The 18,414-nt window shown below is 47.9% G+C and carries 16 protein-coding genes; 1 reads left to right on the plus strand and 15 read right to left on the minus strand.

Annotation, left to right across the window (positions count from 1 at the left end):
* The first annotated feature begins 656 nt into the window (after window positions 1–656).
* On the plus strand, window positions 657–869 hold the full coding sequence (locus FE296_RS12215; RefSeq protein WP_036611899.1) for a hypothetical protein: 213 nt from the start codon (window positions 657–659) through the stop codon (window positions 867–869).
* Here FE296_RS12215 and FE296_RS12220 read toward each other — a convergent pair.
* From FE296_RS12220 to FE296_RS12290, 15 genes are all read right to left on the minus strand, one after another.
* On the minus strand, window positions 838–1,644 hold the full coding sequence (locus FE296_RS12220) for an MBL fold metallo-hydrolase (RefSeq protein WP_036671861.1): 807 nt from the start codon (window positions 1,642–1,644) through the stop codon (window positions 838–840). The two genes, FE296_RS12215 and FE296_RS12220, sit on opposite strands and share 32 nt — an antisense overlap.
* A gap of 6 nt (window positions 1,645–1,650) precedes the next feature.
* Window positions 1,651–2,394, minus strand: a complete 744-nt coding sequence (gene yycI / locus FE296_RS12225) for a two-component system regulatory protein YycI (RefSeq protein WP_124118685.1) — start codon at window positions 2,392–2,394, stop codon at window positions 1,651–1,653.
* Window positions 2,395–2,706: 312 nt separating this feature from the next.
* Window positions 2,707–3,987, minus strand: coding sequence for a YycH family regulatory protein (locus FE296_RS12230; protein ID WP_150365079.1), 1,281 nt, complete (start codon window positions 3,985–3,987; stop codon window positions 2,707–2,709).
* Window positions 3,971–5,821, minus strand: coding sequence for a cell wall metabolism sensor histidine kinase WalK (walK, locus tag FE296_RS12235; RefSeq protein ID WP_150365080.1), 1,851 nt, complete (start codon window positions 5,819–5,821; stop codon window positions 3,971–3,973). Before walK ends, FE296_RS12230 begins: the two co-directional genes overlap by 17 nt.
* The gene (gene yycF / locus FE296_RS12240; protein ID WP_074092884.1) at window positions 5,821–6,543 is read right to left on the minus strand and encodes a response regulator YycF; all 723 of its coding nucleotides are present in this window, start codon (window positions 6,541–6,543) and stop codon (window positions 5,821–5,823) included. The genes walK and yycF overlap by 1 nt, the downstream gene beginning before the upstream one ends.
* A gap of 246 nt (window positions 6,544–6,789) precedes the next feature.
* Window positions 6,790–8,322, minus strand: a complete 1,533-nt coding sequence (locus FE296_RS12245; RefSeq protein ID WP_150365081.1) for a peptidoglycan DD-metalloendopeptidase family protein — start codon at window positions 8,320–8,322, stop codon at window positions 6,790–6,792.
* 486 nt (window positions 8,323–8,808) lie between these two features.
* The gene (locus FE296_RS12250; RefSeq protein ID WP_223868856.1) at window positions 8,809–9,618 is read right to left on the minus strand and encodes a class I SAM-dependent methyltransferase; all 810 of its coding nucleotides are present in this window, start codon (window positions 9,616–9,618) and stop codon (window positions 8,809–8,811) included.
* 284 nt (window positions 9,619–9,902) lie between these two features.
* Window positions 9,903–10,670: a hypothetical protein gene (locus FE296_RS12255; RefSeq protein WP_150365082.1), complete on the minus strand. Its 768-nt coding sequence runs from the start codon at window positions 10,668–10,670 to the stop codon at window positions 9,903–9,905.
* A gap of 222 nt (window positions 10,671–10,892) precedes the next feature.
* Entirely contained in the window at window positions 10,893–12,179 is a 1,287-nt protein-coding gene (locus FE296_RS12260; RefSeq protein ID WP_091012210.1) for an adenylosuccinate synthase, read from the minus strand.
* A gap of 444 nt (window positions 12,180–12,623) precedes the next feature.
* Window positions 12,624–13,985, minus strand: coding sequence for a replicative DNA helicase (dnaB, locus tag FE296_RS12265; RefSeq protein WP_036611922.1), 1,362 nt, complete (start codon window positions 13,983–13,985; stop codon window positions 12,624–12,626).
* Between the two features lies 1 nt (window position 13,986).
* A complete protein-coding gene (rplI, locus tag FE296_RS12270; RefSeq protein WP_036611925.1) occupies window positions 13,987–14,430 on the minus strand; it encodes a 50S ribosomal protein L9 in 444 nt (147 codons plus the stop codon).
* Window positions 14,427–16,418 carry a DHH family phosphoesterase gene (locus FE296_RS12275; RefSeq protein ID WP_124118689.1) on the minus strand — a complete coding sequence of 664 codons (1,992 nt, stop codon included), beginning with the start codon at window positions 16,416–16,418 and terminating at the stop codon, window positions 14,427–14,429. Before FE296_RS12275 ends, rplI begins: the two co-directional genes overlap by 4 nt.
* An 11-nt stretch (window positions 16,419–16,429) precedes the next feature.
* Complete coding sequence (locus tag FE296_RS12280; RefSeq protein ID WP_036612044.1) at window positions 16,430–17,341, minus strand: DUF2232 domain-containing protein; 912 nt, start codon at window positions 17,339–17,341, stop codon at window positions 16,430–16,432.
* A gap of 5 nt (window positions 17,342–17,346) precedes the next feature.
* Window positions 17,347–17,649 carry a MazG-like family protein gene (locus FE296_RS12285; protein WP_036611930.1) on the minus strand — a complete coding sequence of 101 codons (303 nt, stop codon included), beginning with the start codon at window positions 17,647–17,649 and terminating at the stop codon, window positions 17,347–17,349.
* A 263-nt stretch (window positions 17,650–17,912) separates the two neighbouring features.
* Window positions 17,913–18,338 (minus strand): CBS domain-containing protein, encoded by a 426-nt coding sequence (locus FE296_RS12290; protein ID WP_091035263.1) that lies wholly within the window; start codon window positions 18,336–18,338, stop codon window positions 17,913–17,915.
* Window positions 18,339–18,414: the final 76 nt, after the last annotated feature.

The following is an 18,414-nucleotide window of genomic DNA, read 5'->3' on the forward strand; positions in this document are numbered from 1 at the left end:
AGCCGAGCTTTCGATCGCTGTTACTCACAAATTTTCATCCCACTTTCAGGGTGAAATTTGTTCATCGCGTATGCTCCCGAAGTAGCTTTCCTTCAGAAAACTTTCCGGCGAACGCTACGCTTCTCCAGCCTCGTTCTGTGTCTTTCGTTACGTGCGTACCGTAAATAACCTCTCGCTTTTCTATGCTTTTTTTGCATTTTTATAAAATGGTCTTGCATATCGCCGCATCCCGGCATCAAATCAAGATACAGCGTCTATGTACAACAGAACGGACACGCCATTCTGTCAGTGACTCTATCAATCATGCTCTCGCATTCTATGACATGCCATTTCACACGCAAAACAGCCAAAATCACAATGCTCCTCATATACTAAACACGTCAAAACCCAAAAAGTTGCATATTTACGAAAATTAACGCAAATTTCAGCTATAACGCGCTTAACAATAAAGGTCCATAGTATCTATCACCACAAAATCCGGTCCGCTAAGCGCCATTTTGGTAAATTTGACGAACTTTTTCACCCCAGCATAGTCACAGGTTCAGCATACACGTCTCATCACACAAATGTTAGCGGCAAAAAGAGGAATGTTTTCCATCAAGCCTGACTACAATAATAGTAAAAGACAATTCGAAGCTTCATAGAGGAGGATATATATGGATCGCACGCGTACACTCACAGCCATGGATGAAGTTCATATGGCGGCCAAGCTGGCCGATCTCAAGGAAGAACACTATCGCAACACTCTTGCACTCAGTACCATCATTGAACTGCTTATTGATAAAGGCATCCTGACCCGCGAGGAAGTTGAGCGCAAAGCCGCCGAACTGGACAGCTTTATGGCTCACCCACCCTATCCCATGGCGTAGGACGGTCGTAATACGTATCACAGAGTTTGAACTCATGATCCCGATAAAAACATCCACGGCTCTCCATCGCGTCACGCACCGACATTTTCGCCAAGTCCATCATATTATGATCTCGGCTAAGATGTGCCAGATACGTGCGCTTGATGCGTCCGTTCATCAGTTCACTAAGCGCTGCCCCTGCCGCTTCGTTCGACAAATGCCCAATGTCGCTCAAAATCCGGCGCTTGGTGTTCCACGGATAACGCCCCATACGCAGCAATTCGACATCATGATTCGCCTCCAGCACCAGCACGTCAGAATCAGAGATGGCATCGCGAACCTTGTCGCTCATGTACCCAAGATCTGTTGCAACAGACAGCTTCTCCGTACCATCATCGAACGTATAACCTACCGGCTCAGCTGCATCATGCGATATCCCGAAGGATTCCACGCGCAGTGACCCAAAATCATGCTTTTCACCCGTCTCAAATACCCTCCGGTTTTCCTCTGGAATCGCCCCAACCGACTTCTCCAGTGCCGCCCACGTATTCAGATTCGCGTAGATTGGTAAATTATATTTCCGAGACATCGCGCCTAGTCCTTTAATGTGATCGGAATGTTCATGTGTAACCAGAATCCCGTCCAGTTCTGCCCCAGAAATCTCCCTTTCCTGAAACAGTGCATCCAATCGCTTCGCACTAAGACCCGCATCAATCATGAGAGAAGTCCCCCCATGCTGTATGACCGTGGCATTACCTGTCGAACCGCTGGATAACACGGTAAAATATATCCCCATAACGCATTACTCCCCTGATTTGTCTGTCTTGGGACTGAATACATCCCCACTGATGCCCTGCACGTACAACACTTCGCCACTTTCCAGCACGAACCGCCATGCCGGCATCGCTACCTGTATATCTGAATTGAACAACTGGCCGTAATAGCCCAGCTGAATATCTTTGACAATTGCATCATTTGGCAAAAAGTTCTCGATCAGCGTTCCCAGCGCCTTCGACGCCGGAAGCACCTGCTGATCGCTCTCCTCTGCGGTCGTAATCCGCACCGGAGTCTGACGATAACCCTTTATTTTCTGGTCGCTGTAGAATAGCTCCAGACTCACATTGAAGAGCGGCCATTTGCCATCCACCAGTGGGTGAAGCACAAAAGCCCCATCCTCGGCCATCAGCTGATCCAGCCGGTATGTCCCGATCTGTGGAATCTCACGCTCTAATGCATCTTCCAGCTCACTCTGCGAGAAGATCAGCTTGCTATCTACAGGCTGTTCCAGTTCCATATCAACGCCGGCCTTGTCCTCTTCGATGAACTCATAGGACAACTTTGGCAGCTTCGGCGTTTCATTTGGAATCGGAGCCAGCACCTGAATGCCCTTCTCTTCCATTGCCTGCTGTGTATTATCTGCCAGTGAGGTGAAGTCCAGATTGGCTCCGGCCGTCTCTCGTGCATCCATCCAGATCTGGTATCCCAGCACCAGATTAAGCAGCAGAAAGGCATAGATCAACACATTTTTTGCCCGTCCCCAATCCAAAACATCCACCTCCTTCAGTTAACTGGCTGAAATACTTTCTCAAATTACCTACCCTTCCACCGAAACTAGCCGTTTACTAGCCTTTGAACTTAAAGCTATACGACAACGGAGAGGGCAGAAATAACCTGAAGAAGCGGAGCGTTCGCCTAAAAGCTTTCTGAAAGAAAGCTACTTCGAAAGCATACGCTACCACCAGATTTCTCCCTTGTTAAAAGGGAATTCAAGAAATCTGGGGGTAACAGTGATCGGAAGGTTATGCTGCACGCGTAGTGATAAAGTACAGCTACTCTTTAGTTCAATGACTACAACCCATCAAGATACGGTGGTCTCTTCACCATTGCCAAAGCGGATCACCCATACCGGAATCAGCTTTAGTCCGTCCTCAATCGAAGAAGGACGATAAGCCGGGTATACGTCCACAACCTGACGATTCTCACCTGCTACCTTTTTAATAAGAGCCTTCAGCTTTTCTCCGCCAGGCAACTTTACCGATTTCTTCGTCTCTGCACCTTCGTTCAGGTATTCCAGCGATCGTTCATAGCTGGATACCGTCTCCTGCTGCATCTCCATGCTGATCGTGCCAAAGCGGAACTGCATGGAATCCATAATCGGATAACTGCCGTAATACTGCTGGAATTCAAGCCGTGTCTTGCTGTCGGCGGTCTCCAGCATCATGCGCGACCGGCCTTTCCAGCCACCATGCTGATTCACAAAATCAACCGCAGACAGCGCGTCCTTCGCGGGATCAATCTGTCCCGCAGGCGGTGCCGCCGGATCGGTGTAACTGATCCAGCGCTGTTCCTGTTTTACCTGCAGACTACGTTTACTGTCCGTGTAGATCTCCGATCCATCTTTTTCCCGGATATTCCGGGTCATGCTTGGATCGAAGAACAGACTGCGCTGCATCTGCTCAACCGTGAACTGGCCTGTTGGCACATCCGCCTCAATCGTCTCCAACGATTCCGCCGGGATATAATACCCGCCTTCCATCAACGTGTATGGCGTCCAGTTCGTACCGAAGTCAACATGCTGCTGCACGTCTTGTACTGTCAGGTCCGCCTGCGTTGCTTCGTATACCACGTCTCCCTTGGCGCTGAAGAACAGCGCATGGGCCTTCGTTTCATTTTTGGACGTATAGATCGAGATTCGGTTTATGGTCTCCCCCTGGAATAAGGAATCCGTCCCAAGCCTCATCACTCGCTGTAACAATGCTACTGGAATACCTTCTTTGAACGATAGCTCAAACCCAGGGTTCTCCTTGCGAATCTGATCCCAGTTCACCGATTGCACACTGCGGCGCTGAAAATCATCGAACGCCCGCCCCTGCAACCTTGAATAGATCAACTGATAGAACGTATTGCCAGGGTAAAACACCGTATGTTTATCCTGGCCCAGATGAATAATCATCTGATCGGGGAAAATCAATTCTTCAATATTGCGTTCCTGACCCATATTTTCCGTCTTCACATAGTTCGTCTCTGACGTCACGATGGAATCCCCGCCTCCGGGCAAACGGTAGATCAGAAAATAACTCTGAACCAGACTGGCTACAACAAGGGCAGCAAGCACCAAGGATTTAATCCGTTCCTTCACGGTGCTCACCCCCTTTCTCACGCATCGGCAGTGTGAACGTTACTGTCGTTCCCACATCTACTTCAGATTCCAGAGAAATGCTACCATCATGTGCCTTCACAATTTCCCGGGCAATGGACAGTCCTAGCCCTGTGCCTCCCATACTGCGGGAACGAGCCTTGTCCACCCGATAAAACCGCTCAAAAATGCGATCCAGATCACGCTGTGGGATACCCATTCCGGTATCCGATACCGAGATGGCAAGTGTGTGTTCTTCACTGCGTCTAGCCGCAATCGTAATGGTGCCACCTTCCAATGTATATTTCAGCGCGTTGGACACGACATTATCGAGCACCTGATCAATCTGGTCACGATCCAGTGGAACAGCCGGAATATCATTCTCCACAGATAGTACAGGCTGAATATCCTTCTGATGCATCTGAAATGAGAAGCGATCCGTCACTTCCTCCAACATTTCCAGAATGTCGGTTGGTTGTTTCCGCAGCAAAGCCTCTTTGGAATCAAGCCGCGATAAATGCAGCAGATCCGTAACCAGTCGTATCATTCGCTCCGTCTCGTTCTGAATAACACCAACAAAACGACCGGCAAGCTGCGGATCTTCCAGTGCACCGTCATCCAGTGCTTCCGCGTAACTCTTAATCGTAGTCAGTGGTGTACGCAGTTCATGGGATACATTGGCCACGAATTCACGCCGGGATGCCTCAAGCTCTTCCTGCTCGGTAACATCCTGAAGTACGGCAATCGTTCCCGTGATCCCCCGTTCACGCCGATGAACTGGTGTGAACGTCATCCGAATGACCACGGGCTCTTCTTGTCCAGCGGGTGCAATCTGCAGCAAAGTTGAACCTGTGAAACCACTCGCGAGGGCTTCCGCATCCTCCGGATCAATGCCGAGTAATATGGCGAAGTGTCTTCCTTCAATATCCGCAGGATGCATACCCAGAATGCTGCTGGCACGACGGTTTACGAGAATGACTTTACCATACTCATCCGTAGCCACCACACCATCACTCATATTCGTCAGAATGGAAGTCAACTTCTCCTTCTCCTCTTCATTCAGTGAAAGTGCATCCCGAAGCCTGCTGGTCATATAGTTAAAAGCCCGACTGAGCTGACCAATCTCATCCGTGCCAAATACAGGTGTCTGCTGATCAAAGTTACCTTCTGCGACCGCTGTCGCTCTCCGAGTCACTTCCTTAATCGGCTGCGTTATCGTATGGGACAAGATCACGCCAAGTACCGCCGTTAACACCAAGGCAATCAGAATGCCGGAGATAAAGATTTTGTTGATTCCCTCCATCGTGGAATACAGCTCGTTCATGGATGCCGCGATGTAGACCGCGCCAATGATCTTGCCGCCGGACAGCACCGGCTTGGCGACGACTTTTTTGCGAACATTATCCTCGTCCACGATATATTCCTCATTGTCCCGAATGCCTTGCAGCGCACGGCTGACAACGGTCTGGGTATTTTTGCGCCCCACATAATCCGAATGTGAACTTAGCGAGGTTGTCAGAACTTTGCCGCTGGCATCCAGCACCTGAATCTCGGCACCGTTAATGTTGAACAGGTTGTTCACCAGCACACGCAGATTTTCCGTTTTGTCCTCGCCAGCTTCTGCTTCTCCACCCGCCATCGTCTCCCCCACGAGAACTGATAGCATTTCCGCACGCGCCTGCAAGTCTTCCGTAAAGTTACTCGTTAGTGAGTTCTTCATCGCGCTCACAAAATAAACCCCGATCAATTGCATCGCAATCAGAATCAGCAGTACATAGATAATGATCAATTTCGCCTGAATCGTTCGGAAGAACGAGAATCGCGCGAATCGGCCCATTATATCCCCACGCTTTTGGCACTGCGCACGAGATAACCGAGCCCGCGGCGTGTCAGAATCGTTTCCGGTTTGCTTGGATTCTCCTCAATCTTTTCACGCAGACGACGGATCGTGACATCCACAGTACGTACATCGCCGAAATATTCATATCCCCACACCGCTTGCAGCAGATGTTCCCGTGTCATAACCTTGCCAGAGTGCTTCGCCATATAGTAGAGAAGTTCGTACTCACGGTGGGTCAGATCGAGTGGTTCCCCACCTTTGTAAGCCGTGTACATGTCCATATCAAACGCCAGATCAAATAGCCTCATGACCTGCTTTTCCTCATCTTCCGGCGCTTCTGCCGTAATCGCGAGCTTTTGCCGTCTACGCATCTGTGCCTTCACCCGTGCAAGCAACTCACGCGTACTGAACGGCTTGGTCACGTAATCATCCGCACCCAATTCCAACCCGAGCACCTTGTCGATCTCGCCATCCTTGGCGGTAAGCATGATGATCGGCATCTCCAGATGAGCGCGCACCTCACGACATACATCCATACCATCCTTGCCCGGGAGCATCAGATCCAGCAGCATCAGATCCGGTTTCTCGGATAACGCCAGTTCAACCGCACGAATGCCATCAAATGCACAGATGACCTCGTACCCTTCTTTTTCCAAATTAAACTTCAGAATGTCCGCGATGGGCTGTTCATCGTCCACCACCAAAATCTTCCCCTGCATCGGCTAAGTTCACCCCTATATCCTGCTTAATCCGCGTTAGCGTTTATATCTCTCTTCTATGTTTAGCTTGTACCAAGCCTGCTTGATTGGTTTCTCTAGTTTGTTGTATATACTCTCTAGTTTAACATACCTGAAGCACCGTCACATCCCGATCCGAGGCTTGTAAGGTCTTTCATTTGAAAATTTTTTACAGCAGTAAAAAACAAGGCCAGCATCATTGCCAACCTTGCCTACTTAAGCTCTATATTAGTTCAGATACGTTAACGGATTTTCTACCGTTCCATTCTTAATAATCTCAAAATGCAGATGTGTTCCAGTCGAACGACCCGTGTTACCCATAACGCCAATACTCTCGCCTTTTTCAACCACTTGTCCAACCTTAACGCCAATGCTGTTCAGATGTCCATACAGTGTTTCGTATCCGTTACGGTGGTTAATAATGATGACATTACCATAACCGCTTTTCTGTCCTGCAAAAGTAATTACACCCTCATCAGACGCTTTCACATCGCGGTTACCTACCAGATCGACACCTTTGTGCTGGCGACCCCAACGTTGGCCAAAGCTGCTGCTCATCGTTGCATTGGATACCGGCCAAGCAAATTCACCTGTGCCCTCACCAACAACTTTTGTTCCGCTAAGGACCACTTCAGTTACAGCCGCTTTAATCACTTCCTGACCAAGCCACTCTTCCTGAACGACTTCACCATTTTCTTTGGTTATACGGTACTGCATGCTTTTCAATCCACTTTGTCCTGGGCGCACAACTTTTGTGATACCCGCTTTCAACTCAGCACTTTTGCGTACTTCCACTTGCGGTTTAATCTCAATCTGTTCAACAACCTGCTCAACTGATTTAACGGTTACCGCTGGTTTCGGAACGGTCAAGGTCAGTTCGTCACCGATTTGAAGCGATGTTTCCTTGATGCCCGGGTTATGCTGGCGAATCTCGCTTTGTGTAATTTCATACTTGGCAGCAATCGAAGAGATTGTATCTCCTTCATGAACCACATAAGTTACAGGCGCGTCTTTACCAACGGTTAATGCTTTAACCGCCTCGGACACATCCCATATTTTGTTTGGATCAGCCTTCACCACATCTGTCGCTACATCTTCCTTGATGCCTACCGACTTCAGGGTTGTACTTGGTCCTTCGTTTTTCTTCGAGGAATTAGCCGATACCGACTTCGTCTTAAGCGAACTTCGCACAGCCGATGCCGATATGTATTTGCTCTGCACTTGTTCCAGGATTGCATCCGCTGTTGCCTGATCCTTCACAATACCAATGACTTCACCGTCTACCTTAAGCTCCACACCTTTAGCGTAGGCTGTCAGCATGTGACCCAGTTTGTCCAGCGTTTCGTCACTGTTCACTTCAGGTTTGTACGCTCTTACCGTTTCGGTTGTGATGCCATCCGTGTTCAGCACCATCTCTGCATCCGGATATTTATTTTGATATTCCTCAGTTTTGTCTGTAAATAGTTGTTGTAATTGTGCCTCATCTGCAATGGTACCAATTTCGCTACCTTTAACCATTACTTTATAGTACGGTACGGTGTTTGCAGTAACATATTGTTTGCCTGCGAACCCGAGCGATGCTGCGATGAATACACCACATGCTGCTGTAATGATCCATTTGCGCGAGGCCAGAACGCGCTTCTTATTCACACTGAAGGTGGACATGCTCATGTTGTTTTTGTCTTCGGCCGTCCGGTGTTCCCCGGATTGTTCGTGTACCCGGTCTTTGCCCGGTTGGCGTATGCCTCTGAAACCTTTCATGATTCTCTCCTTTTCAGCACTTCTCAGTTCGCATTTCTGTCAAGACATCACCCATCGTGTCTGTCCCATGCTCGTTGATAATTGTATTGGGTGTCCGCAAAATCAGGACTTTAACTGCGCTCGTAAAAGTGTCAAAATTTTAACATTTTATCACACCCGTATACTTTAACACAGGTTTTACACTCATTTCAACTCTACACGTCACACCTCAAAGCCACGCCCCGCTTGGTTTCCCTGAATTATCCATAAGGTGGCACAACTGGTCCATCACCCATTATGCCTCAACATCGGCTGTACTATGTACTTTTGTTCGCAAATTAAGACTAGGTTCTAAGACCCAGTGAAATATGCTTTATTTTTCATAAAAATACAAATAAAATCCCTCACCAGATCAACTCTGATAAGGGATTACGTAAACAACCTGTTTGTCGTTTATCTTAAACTGGATTTCATCTCATGCCACAATAGAAATTAACTTTCATGTCACTATTCTTTGACTGCAAGAATTACAAATCGCTTCTGCTGAACTTCCCAGAATCCATTTTGCTCCATCTCCATATGAATATCCATTAATGTCTCACGGAACCGTTCCACCTTGAAATCAGGTACTTGCCACGGGATGGTCTTTAGATAATATACCAGTGCGCCTATATCATAGAAGCGTTGTGCAGGGGTTGCTTCACGTTGCTCCAGAATACGGAATCCACACTGCTCCAGCTGAAGAACAGCACGATCCAGTTCCCATCCAGCGTAATCCGCTGGCATAGGAATGCCGAGCCGATCATTGATCTCCCTGCAATCTGACCAACCTACCTGTTGAGTCAGAAACAGTCCTCCTGCGGATAGAATCCTCCTAACTTCCTGCTCATCATACGACTCATGCCGATTAAGAATCAGATCGAATTCCTCATCTGTGAAAGGAAGTTGCGAATCATCAGTCACCGGGAGTACCTTCACACCGAGCGGCTGCAAACGTTCCTCTGCAATCGGTATATTGGGGAGATAGCCTTCAGTTGCACATGTGTATGGAGGAAGGGGGCGAAGTCTAGACAGCATTTCTCCTCCACCAGTTCCCATGTCGAGCATTCGATCTGTCTGATTCAACAATCGACGAGCCATCGTTCCATAGGACCAGGGCAACATTCCACTCTGAAGTCGCTCACTCCCTGTTACATAGCTAAAATCCCAGCCACTAAACGGCTGATCCGCCTCTTGCAACCCTTGCTCGTATCGCTCTTTCGCCGCCTCGGCAAACTTTTTTACTGATGGTTCTGAATTAGAATGATATAAGTTCATGGTCAATACAACCTCCAATTAGTGTATTCATAAACACAAGTCCATTGGTTCTCTTGAATGCACCCATGAACGGAGGTCCACGAATTGGACTGGAGGTTTCTACATTGTTGCCTGAACGTTTTTATATGTTGTGTTCTTTACCTTTATAGTTCATACACTTTTCCCTCCTACAGGCATTTCCAGTATTTATTTAAATAGATTATATTCAATCACCATCGACAAGTCCATTACATTATGAATCAGGCGATACCCGTCTATGAGCACGCCTGCTTTACCTTCCAATCTTATTCTGTTTGCAGTACTTCCATCAGGTTGTCGTACTCTTCACTGGTCAGGTACTTCGAAATCACCTGTTCAATCTCACGTAATTCCTGTTCCGTTAGGCCACCTTCCATGGCACCTGAGATCTGCTGCATTTCTTTCTGTGGCAGCTTGTTCATGAGCAGGCTGAAGATTTTTTCTTTCTCCTCTGCTGGCAGCTTGTCCTTCGCTCCTGTAATGTCATCCGGTGATACAACAATGGCATCATTGCCTGAAGAAGCACCGCCGCTGGCCGCTCCGGTTCCATTGCCTGAAGCTGAACCACTACCCTGATCTGTTCCTGAGTCATTACCCGTGCCCGTATCCGTCCCATTGCCTGCACTTGTGCCTGAGTTTGATCCTACAGTCGTATCTGTACCTGAACCTTCCCCTGTGCCCTCGTTTGAGCCGCTCCCTTGGGACGCATTGTTGCCCGCATCTACGCCAGATTGACCGCTCTCTGTCCCGTTCCCCATAACTGAAACTGCATCTTCCGGAACCTGCTCTTCGTCCGCTCCTGTCGGCTGATCTGTCGTCCCATTTCCCGATTTATTCCCCTCGCTGGTTTTACCGCCCAAGGCACCTTGGAACATGGCGGTTAACCCCATGGGTTGACCTTCCCACTGAATATTGAAACTCGCGAGTAGCGACTTCGCATATGACTGTACAATTAATCCGGTCGTGAGCAGTGTCAGTGAACTGACCAGCAACACGGTTAGCACGATTTTGACAAACCACACAAGCAACTTCATTCCGTTCTCTCCCTCCAATTATCCCACCCGTCTAACATGCACATATCCGGGTCTGTGACTCTACTGTTAACCAGTATTGACGGAAATCTCGGGATTATATCCGAAAAACATACAAAAAACCTCCAGTCATCGCTATAAAAGCAACAACTGGAGGCTTAACATGCCTAAGTCGGCAGAGGATCCTATTTTATAATTCAAGAAACAATCTCTCTATTTCTTCGATTACTCGTAGATTGGAAGAACTTGATTCGTTTGCTCACGGTTACGACCAACGGAGAAGATGGCAATTGGAATGCCTGTCAGCTCGGAAACACGTTTTACATAATTCTGTGTGTTCACTGGCAGGTCTTCAAGTTTCTTAGCTCCAGTGATATCTTCGCTCCAGCCTGGCATCTCTTCGTATACCGCTTCACATTCTGCCAGCATTTTGAGGCTTGCCGGATAGTGTGTGATGACCTCGCCGCGGAATTTGTATCCCGTGCAGATTTTTACGGTTTCCAGACCTGTCATTACGTCCAGAGAGTTCAGGGACAGACCCGTGATTCCACTGACACGACGCGCGTGGCGAACAACAACACTATCGAACCAACCTACACGACGTGGACGTCCAGTTACCGTACCGTACTCATGTCCAGTCTCACGGATTTGGTCACCGATTGCATCATGCAATTCCGTAGGGAATGGGCCATCTCCTACACGGGTTGTGTAAGCTTTCGCTACCCCAATGACTTGCTGGATACGAGCCGGGCCTACGCCAGAACCGATACATACGCCACCTGCGGACGGATTGGATGATGTAACAAATGGATAAGTTCCTTGATCAAGGTCCAACATAACGCCTTGTGCGCCTTCAAACAATACTTTTTTGTCCTCATCAATATATTCGTTCAGAACAACGGATGTATCACGTACGTAAGGACGAAGAATTTCGGCATATCCGAGGTAATCTTGCAGAATCTCCTCAACATCAACAGGCTGGCCGCCGTAGACTTGCTCGATGACACGGTTCTTTTCTTTGACCAGATGACGCAGTTTCAGTTCGAAATCTTCAGCATCCATCAGGTCAACCATCCGAATACCAATACGAGCTGATTTGTCCATGTAACATGGGCCAATTCCTTTGCCAGTCGTACCAATTTTGTTCGGACCTTTGCTCTCTTCTTCCAGTGCATCCAATACCATGTGATATGGCAGGATGATATGTGCACGCTCACTGATGGACAGGTTCTTCGTTGTAAAATCATTGTCATGAATATAATTAATTTCTTCGATGAGTGCCTTCGGGTTGATAACCATTCCGTTACCAATAACACACGCTTTATCCGTGTAGAAAATCCCTGATGGAATCATCGTCAGTTTATATTTTTTGTTATCAATCAGAATTGTATGACCCGCATTGTTACCACCTTGATAACGAGCCACCACATCAGCGCTCTCCGCCAAATAATCCGTGATTTTACCTTTTCCTTCGTCTCCCCATTGCGTTCCCACTACAACTACCGTTGACATAGTTAACATTCCTCCGTGGGTGCCTTGCGCACCTTTGTATTGGTCTGTCCGTCCTCTATCCCGGCAGGCATGTTACGCAATAAACCGACTGAGAAGCGTGCTAACGGACAGTAAAAATGTCCTTCCATTACATTCAAGGGAAGGTTTTCGCTGCTTTAACGCAGCAGTATTAGTGTACCAGTACCCTTTTTCAAAGTCAAATCAAATGGCGAACAATTAGATATAGTACAACTGTAATGTTCGGGATTTACCCGTAATTTCAACACAAAAAACCGGAGACTTCAGTCCAATCTTGCTTGACTGCTATCACCGGTTCAAGGATAACCATTTCAATGTGAATCTATATCTGGTAATTATAAGACATGTTTGAGTTCAGTTGCTCTAATGGTTGATCTTCGGGACAGACGGATTTGCTTCCTGATCGAAGCTGTCAGCATCTGCCCGTTACATCGCGAAGGCGTCATTGTGTGCCCTCTCGTAATTGACGAATTTATTAAAGTTTTTCAGGAAGACCAGTTCCACCGTACCTACCGGACCGTTACGCTGTTTAGCGATAATGATCTCGATAATATTTTTCTTCTCGGTCTCCTGGTTATAGTAGTCATCCCGGTACAGGAACGCTACGATGTCGGCATCTTGCTCGATCGAACCCGATTCCCGTAAGTCACTCATCATCGGACGTTTGTCCTGACGTTGCTCTACACCCCGGCTCAGCTGGGACAAGGCAATAACCGGAACTTCCAGTTCCCGGCCAATCTGTTTCAGTGTACGTGAGATCTCGGATACCTCTTGTTGACGGTTCTCCCCTGCTTTACCACGTCCACTAATCAGTTGAAGATAGTCGATCAGGATCATGCCAAGGCCTTTCTCTTTCTTCAGACGACGGCATTTGGCACGAATATCCGCTACGGTAATCCCTGGCGTATCATCTATGAAGATGTTGGCTTCTGACAAAGCTGCAATACCCATCGTCAGCTTTTGCCAGTCTTCATCACCCTTGAAGTCACCCATACGCATCACGCTGGCATCCAGGTTGGCTTCCGCACAGATCATACGTTGCACCAGCTGGGCAGCTGACATCTCCAGACTGAAGATGGCTACCGTCTCCTGTGCCCGAATGGCAACGTTCTGAGCGATATTCAGGGCGAAGGCCGTCTTACCTACGGAAGGACGGGCCGCTACAATGATCAAGTCACTGCGCTGGAATCCGGCAGTCATTTTGTCCAGATCGATGAACCCGGACGGAATACCTGTCGTTGTACCCTTATTCTGATGAAGTGTTTCCACACGATCGAATACTTCCATCAGTACGTCCTGAATGGCTATAAAACCACTACTGGAGCGTCGGTTGGAGATCTCCAGAATGCGACGTTCAGCTTCTCCAAGCATCGCTGCAACATCTTCGCCGCCTGTATATCCTTCGCTCACAATCTGTGTTGCCGTACGAATCAGGCGACGCAGCATCGATTTCTCTTCGATAATCTGAGCGTAATAGTCTACGTTCGCGGCTGTAGGTACACCATGGGCTAGCTTAGCCAGATAACTAACGCCCCCGATGTCCTCCAGCTCACCTTTATCCTTCAGAAGCGAAGTCAGTGTCACGAGGTCAATCGGTTGATTTCCCTCGCCAAGCTGGATCATCGCTTCAAAGATTAATTGATGGGGCTTATCATAGAAATCCTCGGTTTGCACCCGTTCCATCGCTGTAATCAGGGCCTCGCCCTGCAACAGGATTGCACCCAGCACGGCCTGTTCGGCTTCCAGGTTCTGCGGGGGAATCCGGTCGAATAACATTTCTCCGCCCATCTTACTCTTCCGTTACCTGTACCTTCAAGGTTGCCTTCACTTCAGGGTGAACCTTGACAGTTACTTGTGTTACGCCGAGTGTACGAATAGGCTCGTCCAGCTCAATTTTGCGTTTGTCTACTTTCAGACCCTTTTTAGACAAAGCTTCCGCGATCTGTTTGCTGGTAATTGCGCCAAACAGACGACCACCTTCGCCGGACTTGGCTTTCAGTTCAGTCACTTCTGCTTCCAGCTTCTTCGCAAGTGCTTCCGCTTCCGCTTTCTCTTCCTGTTTGAGTCTTTCTTCAGCCGCCTTCTGGTTATCCAGTGTCTTCATGTTCCCGTCCGTTGCCAGACGTGCGATTCCCCGTGGCAATAGGAAGTTCTGTGCGTAACCCTCAGATACTTCTTTCACTTGCCCTTTCTTGCCTTGACCCTTCATATCTTTTATAAAAATGACTTTCATTCGAACAGCCCCTCTTCCTTTTCGATTTCAGCCAGTACGTTCGTCAGCCGTTTTTCTGCCTCTCCAAGCGTTCCTTCAAGCTGCACGGCAGCATTCGTCAAATGCCCACCACCGCCCAGTCGTTCCATAACAACCTGAACATTCATGCGTCCCAGCGATCTAGCGCTGATGCCAATCAATCCATCCGGGCGCTCGCTAATAACAAATGAAGCAGCTACGTCAGTCATGTTCAGCAATGTGTCCGCCACCTGGGCAATCATCATCTGTGAAATCTTGCTGCCAGGGTCCGTGACCGCCAGCGCAATGTTTCCATATACCATTTTAGCATGCTTTATGATTTCTGCCTTAGCAATATATTCTGACAGATCCTCTTTCATCAACCGCTGGACCATAATGGTGTCCGCACCGCTACGACGCAGGAAGCCTGCAGCTTCGAACGTTCTGGACCCCGTGTGCAATGCAAAGTGCTTCGTATCCATCGTAATTCCGGCAAGTAGAGCCGTAGCTTCGAGCGGAGTGAACTGTACCTTGTCATGAATGTATTGCAAGAGTTCGGTTACCAGTTCGGCAGCAGAAGACGCATAAGGTTCCAGATAGATCAACACTGCGTCATTGATGAACTCTTCACCCCGGCGATGGTGATCCACAACTACGACACGGGTAGCAGACTGCACCAGTTTCGGCTCCATGGTCATGGAGGCCTTATGCGTATCCACTACCACCAACAACGTGTGCTCGGTCATCATCTGAGTTGCCTGTTCCGGTGATACAAATGCCTTGGATAACTTCTCATCCTTGTTCACTTGCTCCATCATGCGTTCAATCGATGGATTAATCCCATCCAGAACAATTCGGGCTTCCACATTGTACAGACTGGCCGCTTTCCATACGCCGATGGATGCGCCGATCGCGTCCATATCCGGAATTTTGTGCCCCATGATGAGCACCCGATCGCTCTCCTGCATCAGATCACGCAGCGCGTGCGCAATAACACGTGCTCTTACCCGTGTCCGTTTCTCTACTGCATTGGACTTGCCGCCATAGAATGACAGGCGTTGTCCGGACTTCACAGCAGCCTGGTCTCCACCGCGTCCAAGTGCCATGTCCAGACTGGATTGTGCCAGTTCTCCCATCTCGCTGATGCTATCTGATCCAAACGCCAGTCCGACACTGAGTGTCATTGGCACTTTGAGGTCAGCCGTCATCTCCCGAACTTCATCCAAAATGACAAATCGGCTCTGCTCCAGTTCCTGCAAAGACTTATGATTCAGCATCAACAGATAACGATCAGAAGACAGCCGACGCAGGTACACTTCATATTGCTTGGCCCATGATGTAATCTCGCTAGTCACACGGGCAATCAGTGCTGTACGCTGCTGGTCGTCCATGCCCTGGGCAGCCTCGTCCAGATTATCCAGAACGAGAATTCCCAATGCAAGGCGTTCATTTTCATATTTATCACGAAGAATGGCTAGCTCCGTAATCTCGTATACATATACATACCGCTCCTGCGGGTTATGAATAACTCCATAATGCCGATCATCCAACTGGAATTCGTCATGGAACTCCTTGGATGTATGTTCCTTCGTCCCATCCTTCTTCTCTTTAGGCTGAGGAAGTTTGGGAAACAAATTAAGTAGCGGATTACCCACCATTGTCTTCTCCTGGAACATCTCCGCGACAAAGCGGTTATGCCACTCTACCGTACGATCTTCGCTGTACAGCACAATTCCGAATGGAAGCATGCTGACCGCTTCCCCCTCCATCCGTTTGATCCGAATAGATAGGCCATTAATGTAGTCGTTAAGCTCACGGCGGAACGCGAGCTCCGCCTTAATCATGACGATTCCCAGCGCCGAAGCCAGTATCAGACTAATCAAACCAAGCGTCCAGTTATAAATGGTAACGAACATAACGAGCAACAGCAGCAGTATGAACGCCCATACGGTATAGTAGCCGTGCCAGCGTTTCTTCAGAAATTTAGGCATGACTCATCACCCTATCGTTTTGATTTCGATATTGCCTCACGAAGCGGGAACGCCAGATCGATAATTCCGATAATCCGAAGCGGACCAATGAAGAAGACCGCAGCCGCCAGAAAATATGGTATAACCGGATTCCATTTCTTTGTATGTGAGAGAAAGAAGAAGAAACCGATCGCTTGAATCATGAAGCCCAGATTAATTAACGGGGACAGATTCATGGCAATCATGGTCCAGTATGTTCCATCACTTTGTCTGGAGATCACTTCAATCAACAATGCGAGGAAATAATACCAGATCAACGCACGCGGCATACGCCATTCTCTCGCTGGTGGAAGTTTGGATACCACCACACCCATCACGTTCAGAATCGGACGAGCAATGGCGTGTGTAATAAAGGCCATTACCATCGATGTAACAACGAGAGCAAACGGAATCATAAGCTGTGTTTGTTTGGCAACATCCTCGGTCATCTCAGGTGTCCATGCAAACCCGTTGATCATCTGATTCGATGTATTGGTTAACGGTTCAATAGTCAATTTGACCACATCTTCAATATAACTGGACAGGTCGAATTGGAAAATGACACTGCCGACCAAGAGCAACAACAAGTATTCTGCCAACATCATGCCACTTCCCGCCATCAGCGCGAACAGGGCCGATTTGCGTGTTTTATACGCGTGACCCATAACGATCGCAGGCAGGGTAAAGATGAGTAATAGTAACAGATAGATGGGGTGGAATACGACCAAAATAACGGCTACGGGCACGAGATGCCATATAAATGATTTTAAAGATAATGAAGCATACAAAATAACTCCCGGAATCATCATAAAAAATATGGCAAGTACCGATAAAGGAGTTAACAGCGAAAGTAGCAAGAGCAGATAAACTGCGCTCCAAACAGCTGATTTAAAGCTAAATTTCAACAAATTCACCTCTTACGCATATGATCTTCTAGCGAGGAAATATCCTGGTACCAGTCTTCAAGCTGGTGACCTTCCTGTTTATGCTTTTTCAACTTCTCAACTAGCAGTGCATCCAGATCCTTGAAAGGAATACCGAGCCTGCGGCCCAATATGTAACTACTCATAATCAAACTGGCAAGACTGTCCCCGATTCGAGTTGTACTGCCTTCCCATAACGCCTTGAATAATCGGGATACCTGATCAAGCACTTCGGTTTTCAGCCATTCAATCACTTTAGCGCGTTTGGCTACATCCAGTTCTTTAGGCATTTGGCGAAAGTCACTCTCCCCGAAAAAGCTTTATTCTCGATTATAGCATAAAAAGAGGGCCCGCAAAATTACCCCAAAAAGCGGAGAAGTTCTCCGGAACTGATGTCAGGTACTTATGCGGAGTCCTCCGTACATCCTATCGACCTATATATTTGTAAAAAACTTCGAATGCGCCCTTGGTTCAGGACTTCTTAAGTTTAACATGATACCGGACGGCTGTGATTATCCCTAATGACACAATAATGTTTAAATTCGTAACAGCCTTACTTAGCCTTGATCGATTCTTTGGCTACAATACCCTCGCAGTACTCAATAATCTGACTCCGTCTGACAATACCAATGAACCGATCCATATCATCGACCACAGGAACAAAGTTCTGAACTTTAGCCAGATTAATCAGGTCCTCCATGTTGGCGTCAATGGATACGGGTTTAATATCCAAGCGAAGTGGAACGTCTTTGAGCAAGAATTTTGAAGCGTTTTCAAATGAAATCTTTCCCTCAGCATTCTTCATATACCACAGTAAGTCGCCTTCGGTAACCGTACCAATATATTTGCCCTCTTTATTCAAAATGGGTACCGCCGTAAAACGATGATATTCCATCCGTTCCAACGTTTGCCGCAGCGTAGAATCCGACGTCACGCACGTAACCTCTTGTTTGGGTAGCAAAAAAAATGCGATGTTCATACCCTTGTGTATCCTCCTTGTGAATTTCTTCGTTCAACTTATCTCGCTCAACTTATATTATACGGATCAGAACGCA

This window comes from Paenibacillus sp. UASWS1643 (genome assembly GCF_008693195.1).
GTDB lineage: Bacteria > Bacillota > Bacilli > Paenibacillales > Paenibacillaceae > Paenibacillus > Paenibacillus amylolyticus_B.

Coding starts and splice junctions, on each gene's coding strand:
- FE296_RS12220 (WP_036671861.1), bottom strand. CDS start 1,644: ATGGGGATATATTTTACCGTGTTATCCAGCGGTTCGACAGGTAATGCC.
- rplI (WP_036611925.1), bottom strand. CDS start 14,430: ATGAAAGTCATTTTTATAAAAGATATGAAGGGTCAAGGCAAGAAAGGG.
- FE296_RS12255 (WP_150365082.1), bottom strand. CDS start 10,670: ATGAAGTTGCTTGTGTGGTTTGTCAAAATCGTGCTAACCGTGTTGCTG.
- FE296_RS12215 (WP_036611899.1), top strand. CDS start 657: ATGGATCGCACGCGTACACTCACAGCCATGGATGAAGTTCATATGGCG.
- walK (WP_150365080.1), bottom strand. CDS start 5,821: ATGGGCCGATTCGCGCGATTCTCGTTCTTCCGAACGATTCAGGCGAAA.
- FE296_RS12245 (WP_150365081.1), bottom strand. CDS start 8,322: ATGAAAGGTTTCAGAGGCATACGCCAACCGGGCAAAGACCGGGTACAC.
- dnaB (WP_036611922.1), bottom strand. CDS start 13,985: ATGGGCGGAGAAATGTTATTCGACCGGATTCCCCCGCAGAACCTGGAA.
- FE296_RS12260 (WP_091012210.1), bottom strand. CDS start 12,179: ATGTCAACGGTAGTTGTAGTGGGAACGCAATGGGGAGACGAAGGAAAA.
- FE296_RS12285 (WP_036611930.1), bottom strand. CDS start 17,649: ATGCCTAAAGAACTGGATGTAGCCAAACGCGCTAAAGTGATTGAATGG.
- FE296_RS12275 (WP_124118689.1), bottom strand. CDS start 16,418: ATGCCTAAATTTCTGAAGAAACGCTGGCACGGCTACTATACCGTATGG.
- yycF (WP_074092884.1), bottom strand. CDS start 6,543: ATGCAGGGGAAGATTTTGGTGGTGGACGATGAACAGCCCATCGCGGAC.
- FE296_RS12250 (WP_223868856.1), bottom strand. CDS start 9,618: ATGAACTTATATCATTCTAATTCAGAACCATCAGTAAAAAAGTTTGCC.
- FE296_RS12290 (WP_091035263.1), bottom strand. CDS start 18,338: ATGAACATCGCATTTTTTTTGCTACCCAAACAAGAGGTTACGTGCGTG.